Source organism: Anoxybacillus dikiliensis (assembly GCF_050613275.1).
GTDB lineage: Bacteria > Bacillota > Bacilli > Bacillales > Anoxybacillaceae > Anoxybacillus.
In genome coordinates this window covers 1,502,779-1,522,897 of sequence record NZ_CP187112.1, presented here as the reverse complement: position 1 = coordinate 1,522,897, position 20,119 = coordinate 1,502,779, and the positions used below count along the sequence as shown (strand labels likewise).

The following is a 20,119-nucleotide window of genomic DNA, read 5'->3' as shown; positions in this document are numbered from 1 at the left end:
ACGGTCAGTCATAAAACTTGTGATAAAAATGGATATTAAAGGGAGGAGACATGAATGAACATCATGAAAAGTTTTTTCAAACAGAAAGAAACATTAGTGGGAATTGCCGCAGCGATTGCTTTTCAACTTATATTTGTTACTGTTTGGTTAACCGCCTATGATGGTGTCTATGATCGAACAAATCAATTTTTAGTAGGGATTGTTAGTAGTGATGATAAGTTGGGGGGGGAAATCATAAAGGAGGTGGAGGATAGAAATTTATTTCAATTAAAAGTGTTTGATGAATTAAATCAGGCACTTGAAGATTTAGATAAGCGAAATGTCAATATGGTTATTCATCTCCCTAATAGAATAATAGAAAAGTTGACAGCAAATGAGAATATAACAATTGATTATTATATTAATCAGGCTACTCCAACTTTAACGAAACAAATGATGGAAAAAGCAGCGAATAAAATGAATGATGCCCTCAACGATCAATTTAGAGAGACAGTAAACACACAGATAACAAAAAGAATTCCACAGTTAGTCGCAGAAAAAGTTCCTAATGAAAAAATGAAAGTGATGGTTGAGGACATAGCCACTCAAGTTGTCGATTTGGTGCAGGAAAATATAAAAATTGATCCTATAGTAGCAAATATAGTGAAGAAAAATGAAAAAGAAGGATTTGCTATCACGATGGTTCCACTATTAATTGTATTAGCCTCCTATATTAGTGCTATGCTTATCAGCCAATATTTGCAGATTGCAAATGACAGATTAATTAATGAGTATGGTCGATTTTCACTTTTCGTTGGTAGACAGATGATTAATGTTCTATTAGCGCTCGGGATCTCTTTATTAAGCATTTTTTTAATGAATCTGTTTCATATTGAATTGAATCATAACTTTTTTGTTTTATGGGGATTTCAGTCCATTCTTTTCTTTAGCTTTTTAGCTTTATCTCAAGTTTTCGTTATGTTATTTGGAATACCAGGTATGATTTTTAACATTGCTTTAACAGCCATTCAAATTGCAAGTTCAGGAGCGATGGTACCACGAGAATTATTGCCATCTTTCTATTATGAGCTTGGTAATCTACTTCCTGCAACTTATGGTGTAAGCAGTTATTTTAGCTTGATTTATGGTGGGGGAGATCTTGGTTCAGACTTGAAACATTTAAGTATGATCATTTTGGTATTGTTAACAATTGCTATTGCGATACAAATTGTATTTTCTATGCGCGGAAAATTTAAATCCTCGGAAATATGAGTAAAATATTTTTCGTGGACAATTCATGGACTAACTCGGGAAATATCAGAAAATTTTGTTCGTGGTGCTCACTGAGATTACCAACAAAAGCGCGGTAGGTGAACGTTCAACGTTTCCACCATCCCATCCGGGGTGGTTTTTTATTTATTTATGTACAATTTATTCTAAAAAAGGATTGACATATTTTTTTTTATGATTATTTCGTAAAATATTCTTTCATTAGGAGGGATACCGTGAATAAAATACAAAAAGTTGCACATTGGGTTGTCAGTTCTATTACTGATGATTTGAGAAGTAATACGATTTCTAATGTCGTTGGGATGGCTACAGGTGGGGTAGGTAATGGAGTGAGAGCATATAAAGCTGCAACTACAGGATTTACTATGTTAGAAAGAAAAGTGGCTTCAGAAACTGCAAAAGGTGCCGCAAAGGGTACAGTAGCAGGATATTTCGCCGGAAGTTATGTAATAGGCAGTATGAACAAAGTTGTTGCAGTAGAAAAATGGTTTGATAGTACAAAAGTAGGCAAAGCAATTGATAACGGCATAACAAAAGTGGAAAATAAACTTCATAAATTAATTGGCGGTGGTCGTTATTAAGTTATTTGTGTAAATAGTTGCACTGAACTTGACGGTGAGCGTAATCCTTTAGAGATAAAAAAAGTTTTTACTCCACTTGACAAATACTGTATCATTCATTGTGTTATTTCGAATGTTGAAAAAACTGATAGATTTGTTGAAATGATATGGTATCATCCACATGGAGAAGCAGTTTTTGGGATTAAGATAGAACTTGATCAGAAAAAAAGATACAAAAAGTATTTTCAATTGTAGATTTTTCTTTTTTTCTTCATTTAGATAAACCAGATGGTATTTGGAAAATTCGTATCATGCCCTTCAATCTAGAGTACGATTTAGAAATAAAAACATTTGGTTTTCGAGTTAATGGTGTTTTATCTATATACATGCACTTTAAAACGATGACTTCTGTATGAACACCTTTTTTCGTGGCTATACTGCTCCTAAATATTTCTATACAAAAGGAGCGGAATTGGCATGAAACGTCTGAAAATCACAAATGATCACGGTTGGACACCTCGAACACTTCGGAAACAAGAACGGAAAATCAAAGATGCTTCCCTTCGTGTTCGGGTGACCGCTGTTCGTCTTGTTATGGAAGGTCACCTCGGTAAAGATGTCGCAAAAATGGTCAACGTATGCCGTCAATCGGTTGCCCTCTACGTTGCACGTTTTAATCAAGGTGGGCTCGATCATCTACTCGATCGTCGCTTACCACCTGGTCGCGTGCCATTTCTTACGGAAGAACAACAACAAGAAATCAGACAACTCGTGTTAACTACTACACCTGTGGATGCTGGCTGGGGCATCGCTTCGTCATGGAACACGCGCATTTTACAATCTTACATTCAACAAACCTATGGTGTTTCCATGTCACGGGAAGGGATTCGCAAGTTGTTGCATCGTTTGCGTTTGTCATGGACACGCCCAACGTATAAGCTCGTCAAAGGAGACGCTAAGCGTCAAGCTGCTTTTCAAAGAGAACTTGAATTTATAAAAAAAAACTAATTACCGAGAATGCCATGCTGTTTTATGTGGATGAGACACATGTTCGTGCTTATCAAGCGCTACGTACGACATGGGCAGAAGTAGGAAATCAAAAACACGTGCCGAGCTACGGTCACCACGCCCACGTTTCTATTTTTGGCGCCGTCGATGTTCAACAAGGCGATGTGGTATTTCATCGCGCATCATCCGCCAATGCCGAAACGTTCCTCGACTTTTTGCACCGATTGAAAGAGAAATATACGGACCGATTCCTCGTGCTTGTGTTGGACAATGCGCGTATTCATCATGCCAAGATGGTACAAGCCTTTCTTGATGGCGAGGAAGGCGATGCTTTTCATTTCATCTTTTTGCCACCGTATTCTCCACAGTTAAATCCGATTGAACGGCTGTGGAAGTGGTTGAAAGATGAAGTGATTGCCAACGTTTTTCACAAGGATCAAAATGACATTGCCCAATCCATTACTCGCTTTGAACAGTACGTTCTACAACACCCGGATGAGGTGTTACGCCGCATCGGGTGTACTGCGTGAACCAGAGGTTAAAATTTTAAATTGGATGTATATAAATCAACAAATATTGCTCCTCGGGTTCTTCACCTAATAGGTGAACATTCGAAATTGAGTTGAAACCTCGGCATGATTAGGTTTTCCAGCATTTTTGATACGCTTCTGTCACGGATTGAGGTAAACAACAACCTGCATATAGAATCATGTTAAGTTTAATATTTCTAAAAGTAAAACATTTAAAATTTACAAAATTTTAAAAAAACATATTGACAAAATATTAATATAATTTTAAATTTAAATTGTATTAACTGTTTAAAATTAGTAAAGGAGGTGACAATATGAAAAAGTTAAACAAGAATTGGAGAAAAGCTCTTTCTCAACCAACGATTTGTATGCAAAACGAAAAATGGGGTTAATACTCTATGGGGTATCTCATCTTATTTGATGAGATCTCCCCCTGCCTTATAGTATGTTTATTTCCTTAATGGCTTAATGCTTAATATTTTTATTTTTAATTGTAATGTTTGGATATAAACATAGTTCTACTTAAATCTTAATTAACATTTCAACTTTTTAATTCATAATAAAAATAGATTGTCAGAAGTTCGATTTTTGGTGTACCCACTCGTTTTGGTATCCTGACGGAATCCATATTTATTTAGTCGGAAGTAGAATCTTTAAATTAAATTTTATATAAATTTCATACATATGGAAAAGCTAAATACCTATTGGAGGTAATAATATGTTGTGTAAAACTGCCGAACACCTGGATTTATATAATAAAGACATAGATATATTAAATGAAGTAGAACAACTAATGGAGCAGACTTCGCCTAAGTGTGCGGAGGAATTTAGAGATTTGATTGATCATAAAATTTTACCTTTACTACATAAAGTTGAACATCCAGTAGCGGCCGAAAACATTTTTGGAATGTGTATGTCCCACCCGATAGCATATGTTAGATATAAACTTATTGAAGTAGTTGAAAATTGGATCCCTTACTTTTCTGCGGTAGAAACCATAGTTAATCTTACTCTTGATCCAGATGACTTAGTTTCATTTAGGGCAATGGAGGTCTGTGGAAAATACAGAATTGAAGAAGCTATACCAAACCTTTCAAAAATAATTGGTGATGTAACAGAGAAGTTGCATTTTCCAAACAAACCGGTGGGGTTAGGTGCTCAAAAGGTTTTAGAAACATTTCTGGATATTTTTGGAACGAAAAATGAAGAGGAACTTCGAATGTTAAAACATTATTTTCAAACATATGGTGTGTTACCGGGAAACTATGACTTTGAAGAAAAAATTCCGACTGAATTGTTAGAAGAGTTCGAGAGAATTGAAGAGGAAGGAATGGTTTTTATTCCTGGTGGTTTTTTTGAATACGGATTAAATGAAAATGAAGTTCCTTACAAAACATTTAATTGGAATGATAGTGTTCCAAAAATGAAAGTTTGGCTTCCTCCATTTTTTATCGATAAGTATCCCGTTACTAATAAAGAATATGATGAGTTTACCGATTTCATTGAAGAAAATGGACATATTTTTTGTCATCCTAATGAACCAGAGGGTAAAGAGCATAGACGTAATACTTACTGGGATCCGCGTTACAAACCTGACCATCCTGTGACTGGTATTGATTTTTATGATGCATTTGCTTTTGCGCGTTGGAAAGGGAAGGAGCTTCCTACTGAATTTCAATGGGAAAAAGCTGCTCGAGGACCCGAGGGATTAATATGGCCATGGGGTAATTCGTTTGATCCTACAAAGGTTAGATATTCGGGAAGTTTGTATGGTACAAACATTGATTCCTTGGACGAGTGGCGAAAAACGATATTAAAAGCTCATCAAGACACCTCACTTGATAGCTATACAATCTCATTAAAAAATCCAACGAACATAAGTTTTTATGGTGTTGTAGATATGGTTGGGAACACTTGGGAGTGGACCAGAAGTGATTTTAAAACTCGTAGAATGTTTCATCCTGTATGGGAAAGTACTCAAACGAAAGCCAACGCATTCGCAGTGCTCAAAGGGGGATCGTTTTACTCTCATCCAGGTTTAATGTTTCCATCGTATAGAGCCAAAGATATCCCATTTTGCCGACACAATGAAATGGGAATAAGATGTGTGAAAAATATTCCTGTTTATTTGATACAGAGAGCATTAAAAAAACCTATAACTAATAAAGCAATATATTAAGGTGTTGGTGATACTATTGACTTTGAATTTTTATAAGTTGGCATTTGGAAATGTTATTACAAATATTTCTGGTATTCTATATACAATTGTAGCAACATCTTTTATTTACGAATATACAAAATCTGCAACTCTTGCAGCAATTGTCGCATTGGTTAGAACTATAGCTAAAATTATTAGTGGGTTGCAACTTCCTTTTTATACAGAAAGATTTGACATTACTAGACTAATTTCTTCTTTTTATTTATTTCAAGTGCTATTACTAAGTTTTTTTATAGTCTATTTTAAACTAATAGAATTAAACACATTCACAACAACATTTATATATTTATTTGTATTTTTTATTAGTTATATTGAAGGTATCATCTTGCCATGCCGTAATTCATTAGTTCCTAAGGTTGTGACACATACGCAATTATTTAGGGCAAATAATATTATTTCCTTCTTAGAACAAACAGTTAGCTTGTTATCTTGGGGGATGGGCGGGTTACTGGTAGTATACTTTGATAAACTTTGGATCTTAGTTGCTATAACTTTTTCCTATCTGTTTCCAGCCCTCCTCTTTAAATCAATGAATATAAAAATTGATAAGATGAAACATAAAAAGAAGAAAATATTTAGATTAGATGGTTGGAGAGTTGTAAAAAGCAATCCTTTTCTTCTGAAAATGCTGATAGTCGATATTATTGAAGGTATTGCTAGTGGTATATGGATTGGTGGTATTACTCTTGCTTTTGTTAGAGAGGTCTTGCATAAAGGAGAAAATTGGTGGGGATATATTAATACAAGCTATTACCTTGGTACTATTTTGAGTTCCAGTGTTTTAATTATAATTTCTTCTATTATAAGAAGAAAATTGGTTATTAGTATGTCCTTAGGCTCATTAGGAGTTAGCGTATTTGTTTTTATATTTGGACTTAACAAAATTCCATTAATGTCTCTGATTTTGGTTTTTGTGTTAGGGTTGTTTTATCAATTAAGAGATTCGGCTCAAAGAACTTTACTACAGCTTCACGTAAAAGATGATGACTTAACCGCATTTTATGGTTTTTATAGTTCAATAAATAGCGTGGTCTTTGGCTTTTCTATTTTCTTGATGGGAACAATATCGGATTTACTGGGTCCTCAAAATATTTATTTACTTGCGTCACTTATGACCTTAGTTAGCTCAATATTAATCTTTGTTGCATTAAAGAATCTAAAAATAGAGTTTAATGTAAACAAAACTATTTAGTTTCCTACACCTCTCTGTTTTTAGAGTTCCTTTATTGTCGTTGTGCCTGTCACCTGTCGAACGATGAGACATGAATCCCCTTGTGAGTAGTTGAGGCACATCTATTCTAACCAAGGAATCGGGTTCATGTCTTCTTTTTTGTTTGTAAATTTATGTTAGAAAATTTGCTCATCTACCGTTATTTAGTGTAAATAGTTGCACTGAACTTGACGGTGAGCGTAATCCTTTAGAGATAAAAAAGTTTTTACTCCACTTGACAAATACTGTATCATTCATTGTGTTATTTCGAATGTTGAAAAAACTGATAGATTTGTTGAAATGATATGGTATCATCCACATGGAGAAGCAGTTTTTGGGATTAAGATAGAACTTGATCAGAAAAAAAGATACAAAAAGTATTTTCAATTGTAGATTTTTCTTTTTTTCTTCATTTAGGGTTCATCACCAAAAGTTGTACTTGCACCTGTCATGAAAGTATGTTAGCTGTTTCTAGCCGAACCCGCAATGCAAAACGCTGGATATTTCTGTATCCGTATCCCCGACGTTTCATCAGCTTGATCTTGTTATTTGTTCCCTCCATTTTCCCATTTGAATAAGGGGATAAAATGCACGATATGATTTCGTCTGTTCGTTTGACGAGTGATTTTGCGATGGCGCGAACAGCAGAACAAGGACAAAACAAATACCGATGAACCCAGGCGTTCAAACGACGTTTCGCCTGTTGCTCATCTTTGCTTTTGAACACATAGCGAACATGTTGGAGCGATTGGTAAACAGACTTTAAGTAATCGCTTTCATTACACCATTCTCGTATGATTTGACGTTCTTCCTCCGTCAATTTCTCTGGACATTGGCTCAATAAACGGCAAACGTAACGAACATTTCCGTGTTTCTTGCCTCCTTTGCCCAAATATTTGCGACAACGTTCTAAAGCATCGGTAAACAGCTGAATGACATGGAAATAGTCGACGACATGTGTCGCCTCTGGGCAAACCCGTTGAATCGCTTTTTTCATCGCTGGAGCCAAGTCACTCACGACATACTGAACGGAACGAGACACATGAGCCAATGCACGCCCAATGGCTTCCTCGTTCTTTCCTGCTTCCATGGCATACACTTCTCCCGTTTCGGCATCCATGATCGCCACTCCATAGTCGTGCCCTTTTCGAAAAGCAAACTCATCGACACAAACCGCCTTTGGTTGGACGTCATTCGATAGGAAGGAAGGGGCATGGGTATAAAACCATCGTTCAACGGTCGTGTAAGGAAGCTTGAGCATACGAGCCACCGCCTGAATGGATGTTCCGATGCAAGATTGCGCGACCCATCGCTGAAAAGCATCCGTCGCCACACTTCGAGGAGAGATGGCTGGATACGACGTGCTGAACGTCACGCCACACGTGCTACAACGTCTGCGCTCGACAGGAAGTTCGATCCAAAAAATTCCGATTCGCTGAGCATAGCCATGCATCCATTGCTTCTTTTTGTCTGTCATTTTGATCGTGCGCTTCAAGCAGACAGGACATAACGGGCATTGTTCGGGTAGAGAAAGTTCGAAAATCCAACGTTCCCCTTCTTTCCGCACCTTTTGAATCAAAACATCTGGTAAATCGATGAGTTCTTTGATAAACTGAGAGTACATGCGAATTTCCCTCCATGGTTTGGTTTGGTCACCTTTACCATACAGGAAAATTCGCATTTTTTGTACCCTCTATGCACACCTACCTTAAATGATCAAGTACAACTTGTGGTGAAGAGCCTCATTTAGATAAACCAGATGGTATTTGGAAAATTCGTATCATGCCCTTTAATATAAAGTACGATTTAGAAATAAAAACATTTGGGTTTCGAGTTAACGATGTTTTATCTACTTATGACTTCAAAGTATGAAAGAGGAAATAACATAAAAAAAAGTTACATTGCTTTCTTTGCATTTCTTGTATGTCTTTTGTATATTAGTTGGTCTAAAGAAGGTTGGAAAGGCATTTTACTTCTTTTATTAAAAGGTATTGTTATTTTTGTCGTTGTTTACGGTGTCGTATTTGTTATTGTATGGTCGATTATGAAGTTGGTTGGTTTTGTAAAAAGACGTTTGCAATAAATGATACGTTGCACAAAATATTTTTGAACGTTTCCACCATCCCATATGGGTTGGTTTTTTTGTTATACTTGTTGCATCGATACATAGAAAGGACAACGAAGATGGAACGAGAACATTTGTTATTAATCGATGGAATGGCGTTATTGTTTCGGTCGTTTTATGCGACAGCGCCACGCTGGATGATGAATAGCCGTGGGGTGCCGACGAATGCGGTATATGGGGTAGTGAAACAAATTGAAGCGGCGACAAATGTACTTCAACCAACGCACGTCGTTTGTTGTTGGGATATGGGAAGTGCGACGTTTCGCACAGAATGGTTTCCAGACTATAAAGCGAATCGTGGGGAGCCACCACATGAATTAGTTCCGCAGTTTGACTTAGCGAAAGAAGTGGTTGCGATGCTTGGTATTCCGAATATCGGTGTACTGAATGCCGAAGCGGACGATTGCATTGGCTCGCTTGTGAGGCAATATCGCGAGGAGATGCGCATTTCGATTATGACCGGAGATCGTGATTTATTTCAGCTTCTTTCCGAGCGTGTCACGGTTTACTTATTGGCTAAAGGAATCGGCAACTACGAAGCGTATACGCTCGACCGTTTTATTGAAGAAAAAGGGATTCAGCCACAGCAGCTAATCGATGTCAAAGCGCTCATGGGCGATCCGAGCGACAATTATCCAGGTGTACGTGGCATCGGAGAAAAACAAGCGGTTAAACTCATTCAACAATATGGATCAATTGAAGGAATCATCGAAAATTTAGCGAACTTAACAAACGCACAGCAACAAAAAATAACAGAACATCTCGACTTGCTTCATTTATCGCGCAAACTGGCAGCCATTCATTGCGACATTCCGATTCATTTACGGTTGGAAGAGGCAAAATGGGATGGAGATAGCGAGCGGTTTACAAAGGTGTTAGAAGCGATTCGATAAGAGGTAGTAAAACCCAGCCTTACAAGAGGCTGGGTTTTATTCCCTTACGTGTCCATTGCCATACACAAGTGTTTTTGTTGTCGTAATGGCACGCAAACCCATTGGGCCGCGAGCGTGCAGTTTTTGCGTGCTAATGCCGATTTCGGCGCCGTATCCGAACTGTTCGCCGTCGGTAAAGCGAGTGGAGGCGTTATGGTACAATACAGCGGCATCGACGCGAGCGAAAAATTGTTCTACATGTTCGTTGCATTCGGAAATAATCGCTTCAGAATGTTTCGTTCCGTATCGTTCAATATGTTCAATCGCTTCGTCCACCGTTTCAACGAGCTTCACCGCCAAAATGGGTGCTAGAAATTCGGTTGCCCAATCTTCTTCTTTTGCCTCACGGACAAACGGATATGTATTTGCAAGTTGTTTGTCCGCACGCAATTCGACCCCTTTTTCGTGCAACGTTTCAAGCAGCTCTTTTATATACGGCCATTGTTTATGAACAACCACCGTTTCGACTGCATTGCAGACAGATGGACGTTGCAGTTTCGCATTGATGATGATATCGATCGCCATTTCTTTTTGCGCGGAATCGTCGATAAAAATATGGCAATTGCCGACACCTGTTTCTAATACAGGAATTGTGGCGTGTTCGACGACCGATTGGATAAGTCCAGCACCTCCCCGTGGAATGAGAACATCTACATATTCTTTCAAACGAAACATATGTTGTGCTGTTTCACGGCTCGTATCTTCTAATAATTGAATCGCATCGGATGGAACTGACGATTGTTTTAACGCTTCTTGCATGACGGATACGAGCGCTTTATTCGAGTGAATGGCGGAAGAACTGCCCCGCAACAAGACGGCATTTCCCGTTTTTAAACAAAGGCTAGCCGCATCGACGGTGACGTTTGGCCGCGCTTCGTACACCATCCCAACGACGCCGAGCGGTACACGAATTTGTTTTAAGATTAGCCCATTTGGTCGCGTCCATTGTTCAATTGTTTCTCCAACCGGATCTGGCAGATCAACGACTTGGCGGACACCATCAGCGATTTGCTGAATGCGTTCTTCCGTGAGTTGCAGCCGGTCAAGCAAGGAAGGAGAGAGCCCGTTTTCTTTTCCGATTGCCATGTCTTTTTCGTTTTCTTGTAAAATGTACCCCGTTTGTGCAATTAACGCTTCTGCAATCATCGTGAGCGCGTTGTTTTTTTCTTCTGTTGATAACATTGCTAATTGACTGGCCGCTTGCTTTAATTTTTTCGCTTTGACAATTAATTCACTCATTCGTTTTCGCTCCTTTCGTTTTTAGCAGACAGATGTCTTTTTGAAGCATACTAAGTTGTCGCGATGAATAACTTCTGGGCGATGGTGGAAAGAATATTGTTTCGCTTCCTCGCTTGAAAGACCTTTTACCTTCGCTAAATCGTTAGCCGCATAATATACTTGCCCTCTAGCGATCACATCGCCTTTTTGATTGACGACATTGACGACATCAAGCGCTTGAAATGAGCCAAATACGTTTGTTACACCGGCTGGTAATAAACTTTTTCCTTTATGCAAAAGGGCTGTTTCTGCTCCTTCATCAATTTCAATCGCACCTGCGACTTCGGAATGGTACGCAATCCATTGTTTTCGCATTTGCATATGTTCTTGAAAAGGGGAGCCGATATACGTCCCATCGCCTTTTCCTTCTAAAATATGTTTCAATTTTTCTTTGCTAGCCCCTGTGCCGATAAAAACGCTAACACCGAAAGAAAGAGCCTTTTGCGCCGCAAGAAGTTTTGATTTCATCCCCCCAGTTCCAACCGTTGAGCCACTTCCACCTGCTTGGGCAATGAGTTCGTCGGTGATTTCTGATAGAAAATGATATTTTTTTGCTTCAGCACGTTTCGGGTTTTGATCATACAGCCCGTTAACGTCCGTTAAAATGATGAGAGCATCCGCATGCAAAAAGCCGGCCACAAGCGCGGACAGTAAATCGTTATCCCCAAACGTCAACTCTTCGACTGCAATTGAGTCGTTTTCATTAATAATCGGGAGCACACCTCGTTCTAACAATGTGGAAATTGTCGCAAATAAGTTGCGAAATCGCTCGCGGTCGTAAAAATCGGCACGCGTTAACAACAACTGTCCCGTGACAATATCGAACGAACGAAAAGCGGAAATGTATTTTTGCATAAGCATTCCTTGACCGACTGCGGCCGCTGCTTGTTTCGCGGCGAGTGCCTTCGGGCGTGAGCGATACCCAAGTAAACCGAATCCGGCAGCGACTGCGCCAGAGGAAATGAGAATGACGTCGTGTCCGAGTTGTTTCATATACGCAAGCGCTTCAACATGTTCGTGTAGTTTTTGTTCCGAGAGTGTTCCGCTTTTTTCCGTTAATGAACTACTCCCAATTTTGACGACAATTCGCTTTTTTTTCACCGTTTCACTCCTTTCTGAAAAATAAAAACGCCTTTCCGCCCTTATAGAAAAGGACGGAAAAGCGTTGTTTCCGCGGTACCACCTTTTTTGGCGCCATGCGCCCACCTCTTGCCCTGTAACGTCGGGGAAACGGCTTATGTTTGCATAAGCGGCCGTATAGGGTAGGTTCAACCGGTTTCGCGTGAGGAACCTTCCAGCCTATGGGTTCCACTCTCTGACACGTTCCATCGGTTTACTTGTCCCGTGCCTTATTCCATATATATCTTTTTTCAGAATTATGAAACAAAAAAATAAAAATGTCAATGGATTTTACGACTGTTTGGACAAAAGACGAAGCTTTCGTTCATGTTGAAGTGTTTTAGAAGAGAGCAAATCAACAGTTTCTTGCGTGTCTGATAGATCGTCGCGTAGGAGGTCTATTTTCTCGTTTACCTGTTGGAATTGTTCGTTCATCTCTTGTCGGAGAACATCGATTTTCGTTTCTAGTTTGCTTTCTACGACCCGCATTTCAGTTCGGAGTTGGCTGCCCATTTCTTGCATTTCAGCTCGGAGTTGATTGCCCATTTCTTGCATTTCAGCTCGGAGTTGATTGCCCATTTCTTGCATTTCAGCTCGGAGTTGATTGCCCATTTCTTGCATTTCAGCTCGGAGTTGATTGCCCATTTCTTGCATTTCAGTCCGAAGTTGATTGCCCATCTCCTGCATTTCAGTTCGGAGTTGATTGCCCATTTCTTGCATTTCAGTCCGAAGTTGATTGCCCATCTCCTGCATTTCAGTCCGAAGTTGGTTACCCATTTCTTGCATTTCAGTTCGGAGTTGATTGCCCATTTCTTTCATTTCGTGATGAATTTTGTCAGAGAATTGTCCGAGCGCTTTCACAATTTCTTTTATAATTGTTTCTTTTTCCATTTTGATTCACCTCCTTCGTTTCTCATTATAAATGAATGGCGGACAAGAAAGAAGTATGTTCCTTATTATTTTTCAATATAAAAAAGTAAATATATGAAACTTTTACCTAGATTTATACGTTGTAATGGAATAAAGGAGGAGTGAGAAACATGAGTTTATTTTTGCAACATGTAACAAAACAGTTTGGTTCGTTTGTAGCAGTAGATGACGTAACATTATGTATTCCAGAACAGCGTATGTTTGGATTTCTTGGGGCAAATGGAGCGGGGAAAACGACAACATTTCGAATGATTTTAGGGTTGCTTGAGCCGACGAAAGGGGAGATTACATGGGATGGTGAGCGCATCACGTATAAGCATAGTCACCTTATTGGGTATTTACCAGAAGAAAGAGGGCTGTATCCAAAGTTGAAAGTAAAAGAACAGCTCATTTATTTAGGAAGATTGCGAGGGTTACATAAAGAAGACATTGTAAAAGAAATGCGTTATTGGCTCGATCGTTTTAAAATACCACAATATGAAGACAAAAAAGTAGAACAATTATCAAAAGGGAATCAACAAAAGATTCAATTTATCGCTGCGGTGTTACACCGTCCGTCGCTGCTTATTTTAGACGAACCGTTTAGTGGACTAGATCCAGTAAATGTAGAAATGTTAAAAGAGGCAGTGATTGACTTACAGCAACAAGGAACAACAATCGTCTTTTCAAGCCATCGGATGGAGCATGTCGAGCAATTATGTGAGCATATATGTATCATGCATAAAGGAAAACCGATTGTGCATGGATCAATGAAAGAGCTAAAAAGATCTTTCGGCAAAAAAAATGTCATTATTCATGGAGAACTTCCGTTTGAAACGTTAACACACATTCCAGGCGTAATAAAAATGGAGAAGACTGTTGAAGGAGCCCGTTTGCAAATAGCAGATGAGAGCGTATCGCAACATGTTCTTGAGCATATTTATTCGAAAGGATTTATTCGCACATTTTCATTAGAAGAACCATCTTTGAATGATATTTTCATTGAGAAAGTAGGTGCAGCGTATGAACAATAAGTTTTGGATTGTTTTTGCTCATACGTATATGACGAAATTAAAATCAAAGTCTTTTTTCATTTCAACGGTGATGACTACTCTCATTATATTTGGTATTGGTCAATTAGACCGCATCATTGAAGCGTTTAGCGATAATGGTCAAAAAACGATCGGCGTGATCGATCAAACGAACGGATGGTACGAAGCACTGCAAGCACAAATGCAGTCAAATAAAGAAATAAAACTTGTTCGCCATGATGAAAACGAAGAACAAGCGAAAAAATATGTTCAAGCAGAAAAGTGGTATGCGTATATTGTACTTCATGTACAAAATGCGCAGCCGAAAGTGACATATTATGCGAAAAATATTGCAGATAGCGATGTCACGCATGAAATCGAGCAATCATTGCAACAAGTCAAAATTGCGATGATGGCAAAGCAAATCGGGTTAACGTATGAACAAATCAACGCACTGTATGCACCGATTGCGATGGAAAAAGTGGCGCTTGAACAACATGCCAAAACAGAAGAACAACTAAATCAAGCAAGAGCGATCGTCTATGTACTATTGTTTGCGATGTACATGTTTGTGTTAATGTACGGAAGTATGATTATGATGGAAGTGGCAACAGAAAAGTCATCTCGCATTATGGAAATTTTAATATCAAGCATCTCACCCATTCAGCAATTGTTCGGAAAAATTTTAGGGATTGCTTTGTTAAGTTTGACGCAATTTATTCTCATATTTTCTGTTGGTTATGCATCGATGAAAAATAGTGAGATGTTGCGCCAGCTGATTGGCATGGATGAATTGCCTTTCTCCCTTATTTTATATGGCATTCTCTTTTTCGTGCTCGGCTATTTGTTGTATGCGATGTTATTTGCTGTGCTTGGTTCGATTGTCAGCCGCGTCGAAGAAGTACAACAAATGGCTGGTCCTGTGACGATGCTCGTTGTCGCAGCGTTCATCATGGCGATGTTTGGTTTAAATGCACCGGAGTCACCATTTATTAAGGCAATGTCGTTTGTCCCGTTTTTTACTCCGATGATTATGTTCTTGCGCATTGGAATGCTGAACGTTCCAACTTGGGAAGTTGTCCTTAGCATCGGTTTGCTCGTCGGAACTATTGCCCTTTTATTCGTATTTGGATCGAAAGTGTATCGTGGCGGTGTGCTCATGTATAATCAAGCGTCTTCATGGAAAGATCTTAAGCAGGCATGGCAATTAACGAAAAAGTAAAAAACCGAGCGAAATGCTCGGTTTTTTACATCGGCGGCTTTGTCGGTGTTGGCTTGGCGTATCCATCTTTATATTTTTCATCAATAAGGTGGCGAATACCTTTGATGGGCATCCCTTTTTCATATTGTTCAATCGAAATGGCTGCAGTTTCTAAACAAACTCCACATTTTGTTGCGTGATCGTCCCAGACGATTGCCCCGTTGCTTTTATTTTCATATACAAAACAGTCGTAATTATTTTTATGACCGACCGACTCACCACAGCCACAATAACAAGGAATGCTTTCTAACAATGTTTGATGTGTTGCTACTTGTTCGTATAAATGGGCCATGGACTCATTGTAAGATGCTAAAAACGATGGGAGTTCGTGAATCGAGGCAGTCTCTTCCCGAATATCTCCTGTCTGATGTTCAGTTGTGTGATCATTTTCGTTTTGTGCACAACCACTCAACAATAGACTGATCGAAAATATGGCGCTACATATATATCTTTTTTTCACCGTCATCCATCCTTTTCTTATGAATTCATCATACTGTCCGACTTTTTTCACTATTTCTTTTTTCCTTTTCCTATTATAATAAAAATAATAAATAAAAGTAAGGGAAAAAAGGCGGGAGAACAATGGATCGCATCGAAGTAAAAGGACAAACGGTGGAGGAGGCCATTGAAGAGGGACTAAAGCAACTTCAAGCGGCGCGTGAAGATGTCATCATTGAAATCGTTCAACAAGAACGTAAAAAGCTGTTTGGCATCGTCTCGCAACCAGCCGTTGTTCGCCTAACGAAGAAGCATCAAACAGAGCAAGTTGTTCAACAGAAAGAAGGAAAAGCATGGATACAAGACGGAGATTTCCGTTACGAATGTTTGGACATAGGCCCAACGATTATCATTGGCGAGGGGGTCATTTGTTTACATAACGGGAAGGCGATCGAAGGAAAGGTGACGTTACAAGAAGGGGACGACGTTCGCATTTATCCAAAAGAAGAAAGTATTGCCCAATCATTTTGGAAAGTTGACGTAGATGCTAGGAAGATGGAGGCAACATTGACGTTTGCACCTGGGGTACGGCGTCGATATGTACTCGAAGATATACAACCATCTAGTCAATTACATATACAGGCGAAAATGGAGACTGAACTCGTTTATGATGTGTCATATGAGGAAGTGATGGCAAAGCTGCAAGAGTTAGGTATTGTTTACGGAGTAAATCAAGAAGCGATTCGTGAGGCGTTACATTCAGAAAAAAAAGTAACTGTTGTCATCGCAAAAGGAATCGAACCAGTAGAAGGGAAAGACGGCTGGGTGGAAGTGAAAGTAGGAGAGGGGAGAAGGAAGCCGAAAGTACGTGAAGATGGGACGGTTGATTATCGTGAAATGGAAACGATCGCAACGGTCGGTGAAGGGGATTTAATCGCAATTGTTCATCCTCCCCAACCAGGAAAACCGGGATTAACGGTAACGAATGAAGTAATTCCTGTTCGTGAAGTGCATCCTGTTACTGTTAAACTCGGAAAAGGAGTGACAATGCACGAAAACCTTATTTCAGCTACACAAGGCGGTCGACCGCAAATTGCGAAAAAAGGGAAAAACGTTGTCGTTTCTATTATCCCGAAGCTTGTTCACCAAGGGGATGTCGATTTATCAGTAGGAAACATTCATTTTAAAGGTGATGTTGAAATTACAGGAAACGTTCAAGATGAAATGGTTGTGGAAGCGCTCGGTAGCATTATGATTTTACAAAATGTCAATCGCGCAAACATTCGTGCTCAACAATCGATTTTTATTCAACAAAACGTCATTAGCGGGACAGTCACATCAGGGGAAAACAAAATGATCGTGACCCAACTGATTGGTTTATTACAACAAATTCGTCACTCTCTTGAACGAATGATTGTTGCTATTCAGCAGTTGATGGTTATGTCAAAAGTTCGTGAGCAAGATATTTATCCGTTAACAAAAAGATTGCTTGAAAGTAAGTTTCAAACGATGATGGAAGCGATGAAGCAGTATAAAACGATGTGCGAACAAAAACGTGAACAAATTGGTGAACAATGGTTTGATATTGGTGCGCAGTTGGATAGCTGGTTGCTTGCTGATCGTCCCAACCATTTTCATTGTTTAGAGGGTATGGCAAACTTGCTTCGTGAACTCAATACATTTATTGGACAATATGATCGCGAAGAAAACGATGCGATTGAACTTTCTTATGCTTTAAATAGCGTTATTCACGGGAGCGGTGATGTAATTGTAACGGGGAAAGGCTGTTATAATTGCAATATTTACGCTGGAGGAACATTGACGGTTCATGGGGTATTGCGCGGTGGGGAAGCGTATGCTCAGAAGGGAATGAAAATTAAAGAGGTCGGATCTTCGCTTGGTATTAAGACTGTACTAGCTGTGCCAAAAGGAGAAACGATTTATATCGAACATGTTTGGGAAGGAACAGTTGTGCAATTTGGTAAAAAGGCGTATACGTTTTATGAAGAAAAAAAATATGTTGAAATGAGCTGGGACGACGAACGTCAAGAAATTGTGTTTGGATAAGAAGACGCAGTGGCAATAAAGGCCATGCGTCTTTTTATATATTTTTTTCATCTATGCATATAGTATAATAAAAATGTTCTTAATTTTCTTTCTTTTTAAAAAGGAGGTTGGAAAATGAAAGCGGTTATGGATGGGGATATTTTATGGACACCGACGAAAGAACAAATTGAACGGTCAAGCGTAAAAAAGTATATGAATTGGCTAGAAGCCAATAAAGGTCTCACGTTTGAATCGCACGAGGAACTGTGGAAATGGTCGGTTGAAAACCTTGAGCAATTTTGGGAAACAGTGTGGGAATATGGGGAGATTCAATCGTCCGCGCCTTATACGTGCGTCCTTGAGGAGCGAAAAATGCCGAGAGCAAACTGGTTTCCAGGGGCACGGTTAAACTATGCGGGACATATTTTTCGCAACATGCAGGAAAAGCCAGCGCTTTTGTTTCGTTCCGAACGCGTTTCGTTGCGTGAAGTGACGTGGCAAGATTTAAAACAACAAACAGCAGCGGTCGCTTCGGCATTGAAAAAACTTGGCGTGAAACAAGGTGATCGCGTTGTTGCTTATATGCCGAACATTCCTGAAACAGTCGTTGCGTTTTTGGCTTGTGCAAGCATCGGTGCGATTTGGTCTAGTTGTTCCCCAGATTTTGGTGCCAACAGCGTCATCGACCGTTTCCAACAAATTGAGCCGACGATTTTATTTGCAGTGGACGGTTGTCAATATAACGGAAAAGCATTTGACAAAGTACCTATTGTTAAACAGTTGCAAGAAAAACTCCCAACGTTAAAAAGGACGATTGTCGTTCCGTATTTACGCGACGATGTCAGTCCGTGGGACGAGTCTGTTTTGTTATGGACGGACGTGTTGAAAGAAGAAGGTGAACTTATATATGAACAGGTGCCGTTTGCTCATCCTCTTTGGATTTTGTATTCTTCCGGGACGACTGGATTACCAAAACCGATCGTGCAAGGGCATGGCGGCATTTTATTAGAACATGTAAAAACTTTATCGATTGAATACAATATTACACGTGACAGCACTTTTTTCTGGTATACAACGACCGGCTGGATGATGTGGAACTTTTTAATCGGTGGGCTATTAGTCGGGGCGACGGTTGTGTTATATGACGGGAGCCCAACGTTTCCTGATGCAAATGTTTTATGGGAACTTGCCGAAAAAGCAAAAATCACGCATTTTGGCACAAGCGCAGCGTTTATTAATGTCTGCATGAAACAACGCATTCATCCGAAAGATCACTATGATTTTTCACATTTGCAAGCGGTTCTGTCGACAGGGTCGCCGTTGACGACTGAAGGGTTTATTTGGGTGTATGAACATGTGAAACATGTTTGGCTCGTCTCATGCAGTGGTGGAACGGATGTATGTACCGCGTTTGTTGGTGGGTCGCCGATGTTACCAGTTCGTGCCGGAATGTTACAATGTCGTTCGCTTGGGGCAAATGTACAGGCGTTTGATGAACATGGACATTCGCTGATTAATGAAGTCGGGGAATTAGTCATCACGGCGCCGATGCCGTCCATGCCGCTCTTTTTCTGGAACGACGAAAACGACCGTCGCTATCTCGAAAGCTATTTTGATACGTACCCAGGCGTATGGAAACATGGGGACTGGATTAAAATTGACGACGAAGGAAGCTGCGTCATTTATGGTCGATCCGATTCGACGATTAACCGGGCAGGCGTCCGCATGGGCACAAGTGAAATTTACCGAGCAGTCGAAACGGTCGATGGCATTCTCGACAGCTTAGTCATTGACTTAGAAGTGATGGGGCGGAAGTCGTTTATGCCGTTGTTTGTTGTTCTTCAGCCAGGTGTAGAGCTAGACGATGCGTTAAAGCAACGAGTAAAAGAAGCCATTAAAGCGCACGTATCACCGCGCTTTATTCCGGATGAGGTTTATCCAGTCGAACAAATTCCAAAAACGTTAAACGGAAAGAAAATGGAAATCCCTATTCGCAAACTGTTGTTAGGCTTCCCACTTGAAAAAGCGGTGAACATCGGCTCAATGGCAAATCCTGAATCGCTTTCTTTCTTTATTGAACTTGCAAAACAATGGGAACATTCGAACGTATGAGCAAGGCTGTTGCCAAACGGCAACAGCCTTAAGTATGCCTCTTTTTTATTGACTTTTACGTAAACGTAAACTA

The 20,119-nt window shown here is 39.6% G+C and carries 16 protein-coding genes; 11 read left to right on the top strand and 5 right to left on the bottom strand.

Annotated features, from left to right (window positions below):
• Positions 1-54 precede the first annotated feature (54 nt).
• The 6 genes from ACPF7I_RS08010 (at position 55) to ACPF7I_RS07985 (ending at position 6,777) form a co-directional block, all read left to right on the top strand.
• Complete coding sequence (locus tag ACPF7I_RS08010; RefSeq protein ID WP_430743981.1) at positions 55-1,251, top strand: YhgE/Pip domain-containing protein; 1,197 nt, start codon at positions 55-57, stop codon at positions 1,249-1,251.
• Positions 1,252-1,484: 233 nt separating this feature from the next.
• Entirely contained in the window at positions 1,485-1,850 is a 366-nt protein-coding gene (locus tag ACPF7I_RS08005; RefSeq protein WP_430743982.1) for a hypothetical protein, read from the top strand.
• Between the two features lie 456 nt (positions 1,851-2,306).
• The gene (locus ACPF7I_RS08000; RefSeq protein ID WP_006322879.1) at positions 2,307-2,837 is read left to right on the top strand and encodes a winged helix-turn-helix domain-containing protein; all 531 of its coding nucleotides are present in this window, start codon (positions 2,307-2,309) and stop codon (positions 2,835-2,837) included.
• Between the two features lie 14 nt (positions 2,838-2,851).
• Positions 2,852-3,367, top strand: a complete 516-nt coding sequence (locus tag ACPF7I_RS07995) for an IS630 family transposase (protein WP_430743983.1) — start codon at positions 2,852-2,854, stop codon at positions 3,365-3,367.
• A gap of 718 nt (positions 3,368-4,085) precedes the next feature.
• Positions 4,086-5,546 carry a formylglycine-generating enzyme family protein gene (locus ACPF7I_RS07990; RefSeq protein WP_430743984.1) on the top strand — a complete coding sequence of 487 codons (1,461 nt, stop codon included), beginning with the start codon at positions 4,086-4,088 and terminating at the stop codon, positions 5,544-5,546.
• Positions 5,547-5,553: 7 nt separating this feature from the next.
• The gene (locus ACPF7I_RS07985) at positions 5,554-6,777 is read left to right on the top strand and encodes an MFS transporter (protein ID WP_430743985.1); all 1,224 of its coding nucleotides are present in this window, start codon (positions 5,554-5,556) and stop codon (positions 6,775-6,777) included.
• 466 nt (positions 6,778-7,243) lie between these two features.
• On the opposite strand, the gene ACPF7I_RS07980 is transcribed toward ACPF7I_RS07985, so the two are convergent.
• The gene (locus ACPF7I_RS07980) at positions 7,244-8,419 is read right to left on the bottom strand and encodes an ISL3 family transposase (protein WP_050367897.1); all 1,176 of its coding nucleotides are present in this window, start codon (positions 8,417-8,419) and stop codon (positions 7,244-7,246) included.
• Positions 8,420-8,979: 560 nt separating this feature from the next.
• Between ACPF7I_RS07980 and ACPF7I_RS07975 the strand changes: the two genes are divergently transcribed.
• Positions 8,980-9,813 (top strand): 5'-3' exonuclease, encoded by an 834-nt coding sequence (locus ACPF7I_RS07975; RefSeq protein ID WP_430743986.1) that lies wholly within the window; start codon positions 8,980-8,982, stop codon positions 9,811-9,813.
• A gap of 36 nt (positions 9,814-9,849) precedes the next feature.
• Here ACPF7I_RS07975 and ACPF7I_RS07970 read toward each other — a convergent pair whose 3' ends face one another.
• The 3 genes from ACPF7I_RS07970 to ACPF7I_RS07960 form a co-directional block, all read right to left on the bottom strand.
• The gene (locus tag ACPF7I_RS07970) at positions 9,850-11,091 is read right to left on the bottom strand and encodes a glutamate-5-semialdehyde dehydrogenase (RefSeq protein WP_430743987.1); all 1,242 of its coding nucleotides are present in this window, start codon (positions 11,089-11,091) and stop codon (positions 9,850-9,852) included.
• Positions 11,092-11,112: 21 nt separating this feature from the next.
• On the bottom strand, positions 11,113-12,231 hold the full coding sequence (proB, locus tag ACPF7I_RS07965) for a glutamate 5-kinase (protein ID WP_430743988.1): 1,119 nt from the start codon (positions 12,229-12,231) through the stop codon (positions 11,113-11,115).
• Between the two features lie 309 nt (positions 12,232-12,540).
• Positions 12,541-13,140 carry a DUF1640 domain-containing protein gene (locus tag ACPF7I_RS07960; protein WP_430743989.1) on the bottom strand — a complete coding sequence of 200 codons (600 nt, stop codon included), beginning with the start codon at positions 13,138-13,140 and terminating at the stop codon, positions 12,541-12,543.
• A 149-nt stretch (positions 13,141-13,289) separates the two neighbouring features.
• Between ACPF7I_RS07960 and ACPF7I_RS07955 the strand changes: the two genes are divergently transcribed.
• Both ACPF7I_RS07955 and ACPF7I_RS07950 read left to right on the top strand, forming a co-directional pair.
• Entirely contained in the window at positions 13,290-14,192 is a 903-nt protein-coding gene (locus ACPF7I_RS07955; protein WP_430743990.1) for an ABC transporter ATP-binding protein, read from the top strand.
• The gene (locus ACPF7I_RS07950) at positions 14,182-15,411 is read left to right on the top strand and encodes an ABC transporter permease (RefSeq protein ID WP_430743991.1); all 1,230 of its coding nucleotides are present in this window, start codon (positions 14,182-14,184) and stop codon (positions 15,409-15,411) included. The genes ACPF7I_RS07955 and ACPF7I_RS07950 overlap by 11 nt, the downstream gene beginning before the upstream one ends.
• 25 nt (positions 15,412-15,436) lie before the next feature.
• Here ACPF7I_RS07950 and ACPF7I_RS07945 read toward each other — a convergent pair whose 3' ends face one another.
• Positions 15,437-15,916, bottom strand: a complete 480-nt coding sequence (locus ACPF7I_RS07945) for a PCYCGC motif-containing (lipo)protein (protein WP_430745938.1) — start codon at positions 15,914-15,916, stop codon at positions 15,437-15,439.
• A gap of 116 nt (positions 15,917-16,032) precedes the next feature.
• Between ACPF7I_RS07945 and ACPF7I_RS07940 the strand changes: the two genes are divergently transcribed.
• Complete coding sequence (locus ACPF7I_RS07940; protein WP_430743992.1) at positions 16,033-17,955, top strand: flagellar assembly protein A; 1,923 nt, start codon at positions 16,033-16,035, stop codon at positions 17,953-17,955.
• 114 nt (positions 17,956-18,069) lie between these two features.
• Positions 18,070-20,046: an acetoacetate--CoA ligase gene (locus ACPF7I_RS07935; RefSeq protein ID WP_430743993.1), complete on the top strand. Its 1,977-nt coding sequence runs from the start codon at positions 18,070-18,072 to the stop codon at positions 20,044-20,046.
• The last annotated feature ends 73 nt before the right edge of the window (positions 20,047-20,119 follow it).

Coding starts and splice junctions, on each gene's coding strand:
- ACPF7I_RS07960 (WP_430743989.1), bottom strand. CDS start 13,140: ATGGAAAAAGAAACAATTATAAAAGAAATTGTGAAAGCGCTCGGACAA.
- ACPF7I_RS07940 (WP_430743992.1), top strand. CDS start 16,033: ATGGATCGCATCGAAGTAAAAGGACAAACGGTGGAGGAGGCCATTGAA.
- ACPF7I_RS07950 (WP_430743991.1), top strand. CDS start 14,182: ATGAACAATAAGTTTTGGATTGTTTTTGCTCATACGTATATGACGAAA.
- ACPF7I_RS07995 (WP_430743983.1), top strand. CDS start 2,852: ATGCTGTTTTATGTGGATGAGACACATGTTCGTGCTTATCAAGCGCTA.
- ACPF7I_RS08000 (WP_006322879.1), top strand. CDS start 2,307: ATGAAACGTCTGAAAATCACAAATGATCACGGTTGGACACCTCGAACA.
- ACPF7I_RS07935 (WP_430743993.1), top strand. CDS start 18,070: ATGAAAGCGGTTATGGATGGGGATATTTTATGGACACCGACGAAAGAA.
- ACPF7I_RS07945 (WP_430745938.1), bottom strand. CDS start 15,916: ATGACGGTGAAAAAAAGATATATATGTAGCGCCATATTTTCGATCAGT.
- ACPF7I_RS07975 (WP_430743986.1), top strand. CDS start 8,980: ATGGAACGAGAACATTTGTTATTAATCGATGGAATGGCGTTATTGTTT.
- ACPF7I_RS07970 (WP_430743987.1), bottom strand. CDS start 11,091: ATGAGTGAATTAATTGTCAAAGCGAAAAAATTAAAGCAAGCGGCCAGT.
- ACPF7I_RS07990 (WP_430743984.1), top strand. CDS start 4,086: ATGTTGTGTAAAACTGCCGAACACCTGGATTTATATAATAAAGACATA.
- ACPF7I_RS08010 (WP_430743981.1), top strand. CDS start 55: ATGAACATCATGAAAAGTTTTTTCAAACAGAAAGAAACATTAGTGGGA.
- ACPF7I_RS07980 (WP_050367897.1), bottom strand. CDS start 8,419: ATGTACTCTCAGTTTATCAAAGAACTCATCGATTTACCAGATGTTTTG.
- ACPF7I_RS07955 (WP_430743990.1), top strand. CDS start 13,290: ATGAGTTTATTTTTGCAACATGTAACAAAACAGTTTGGTTCGTTTGTA.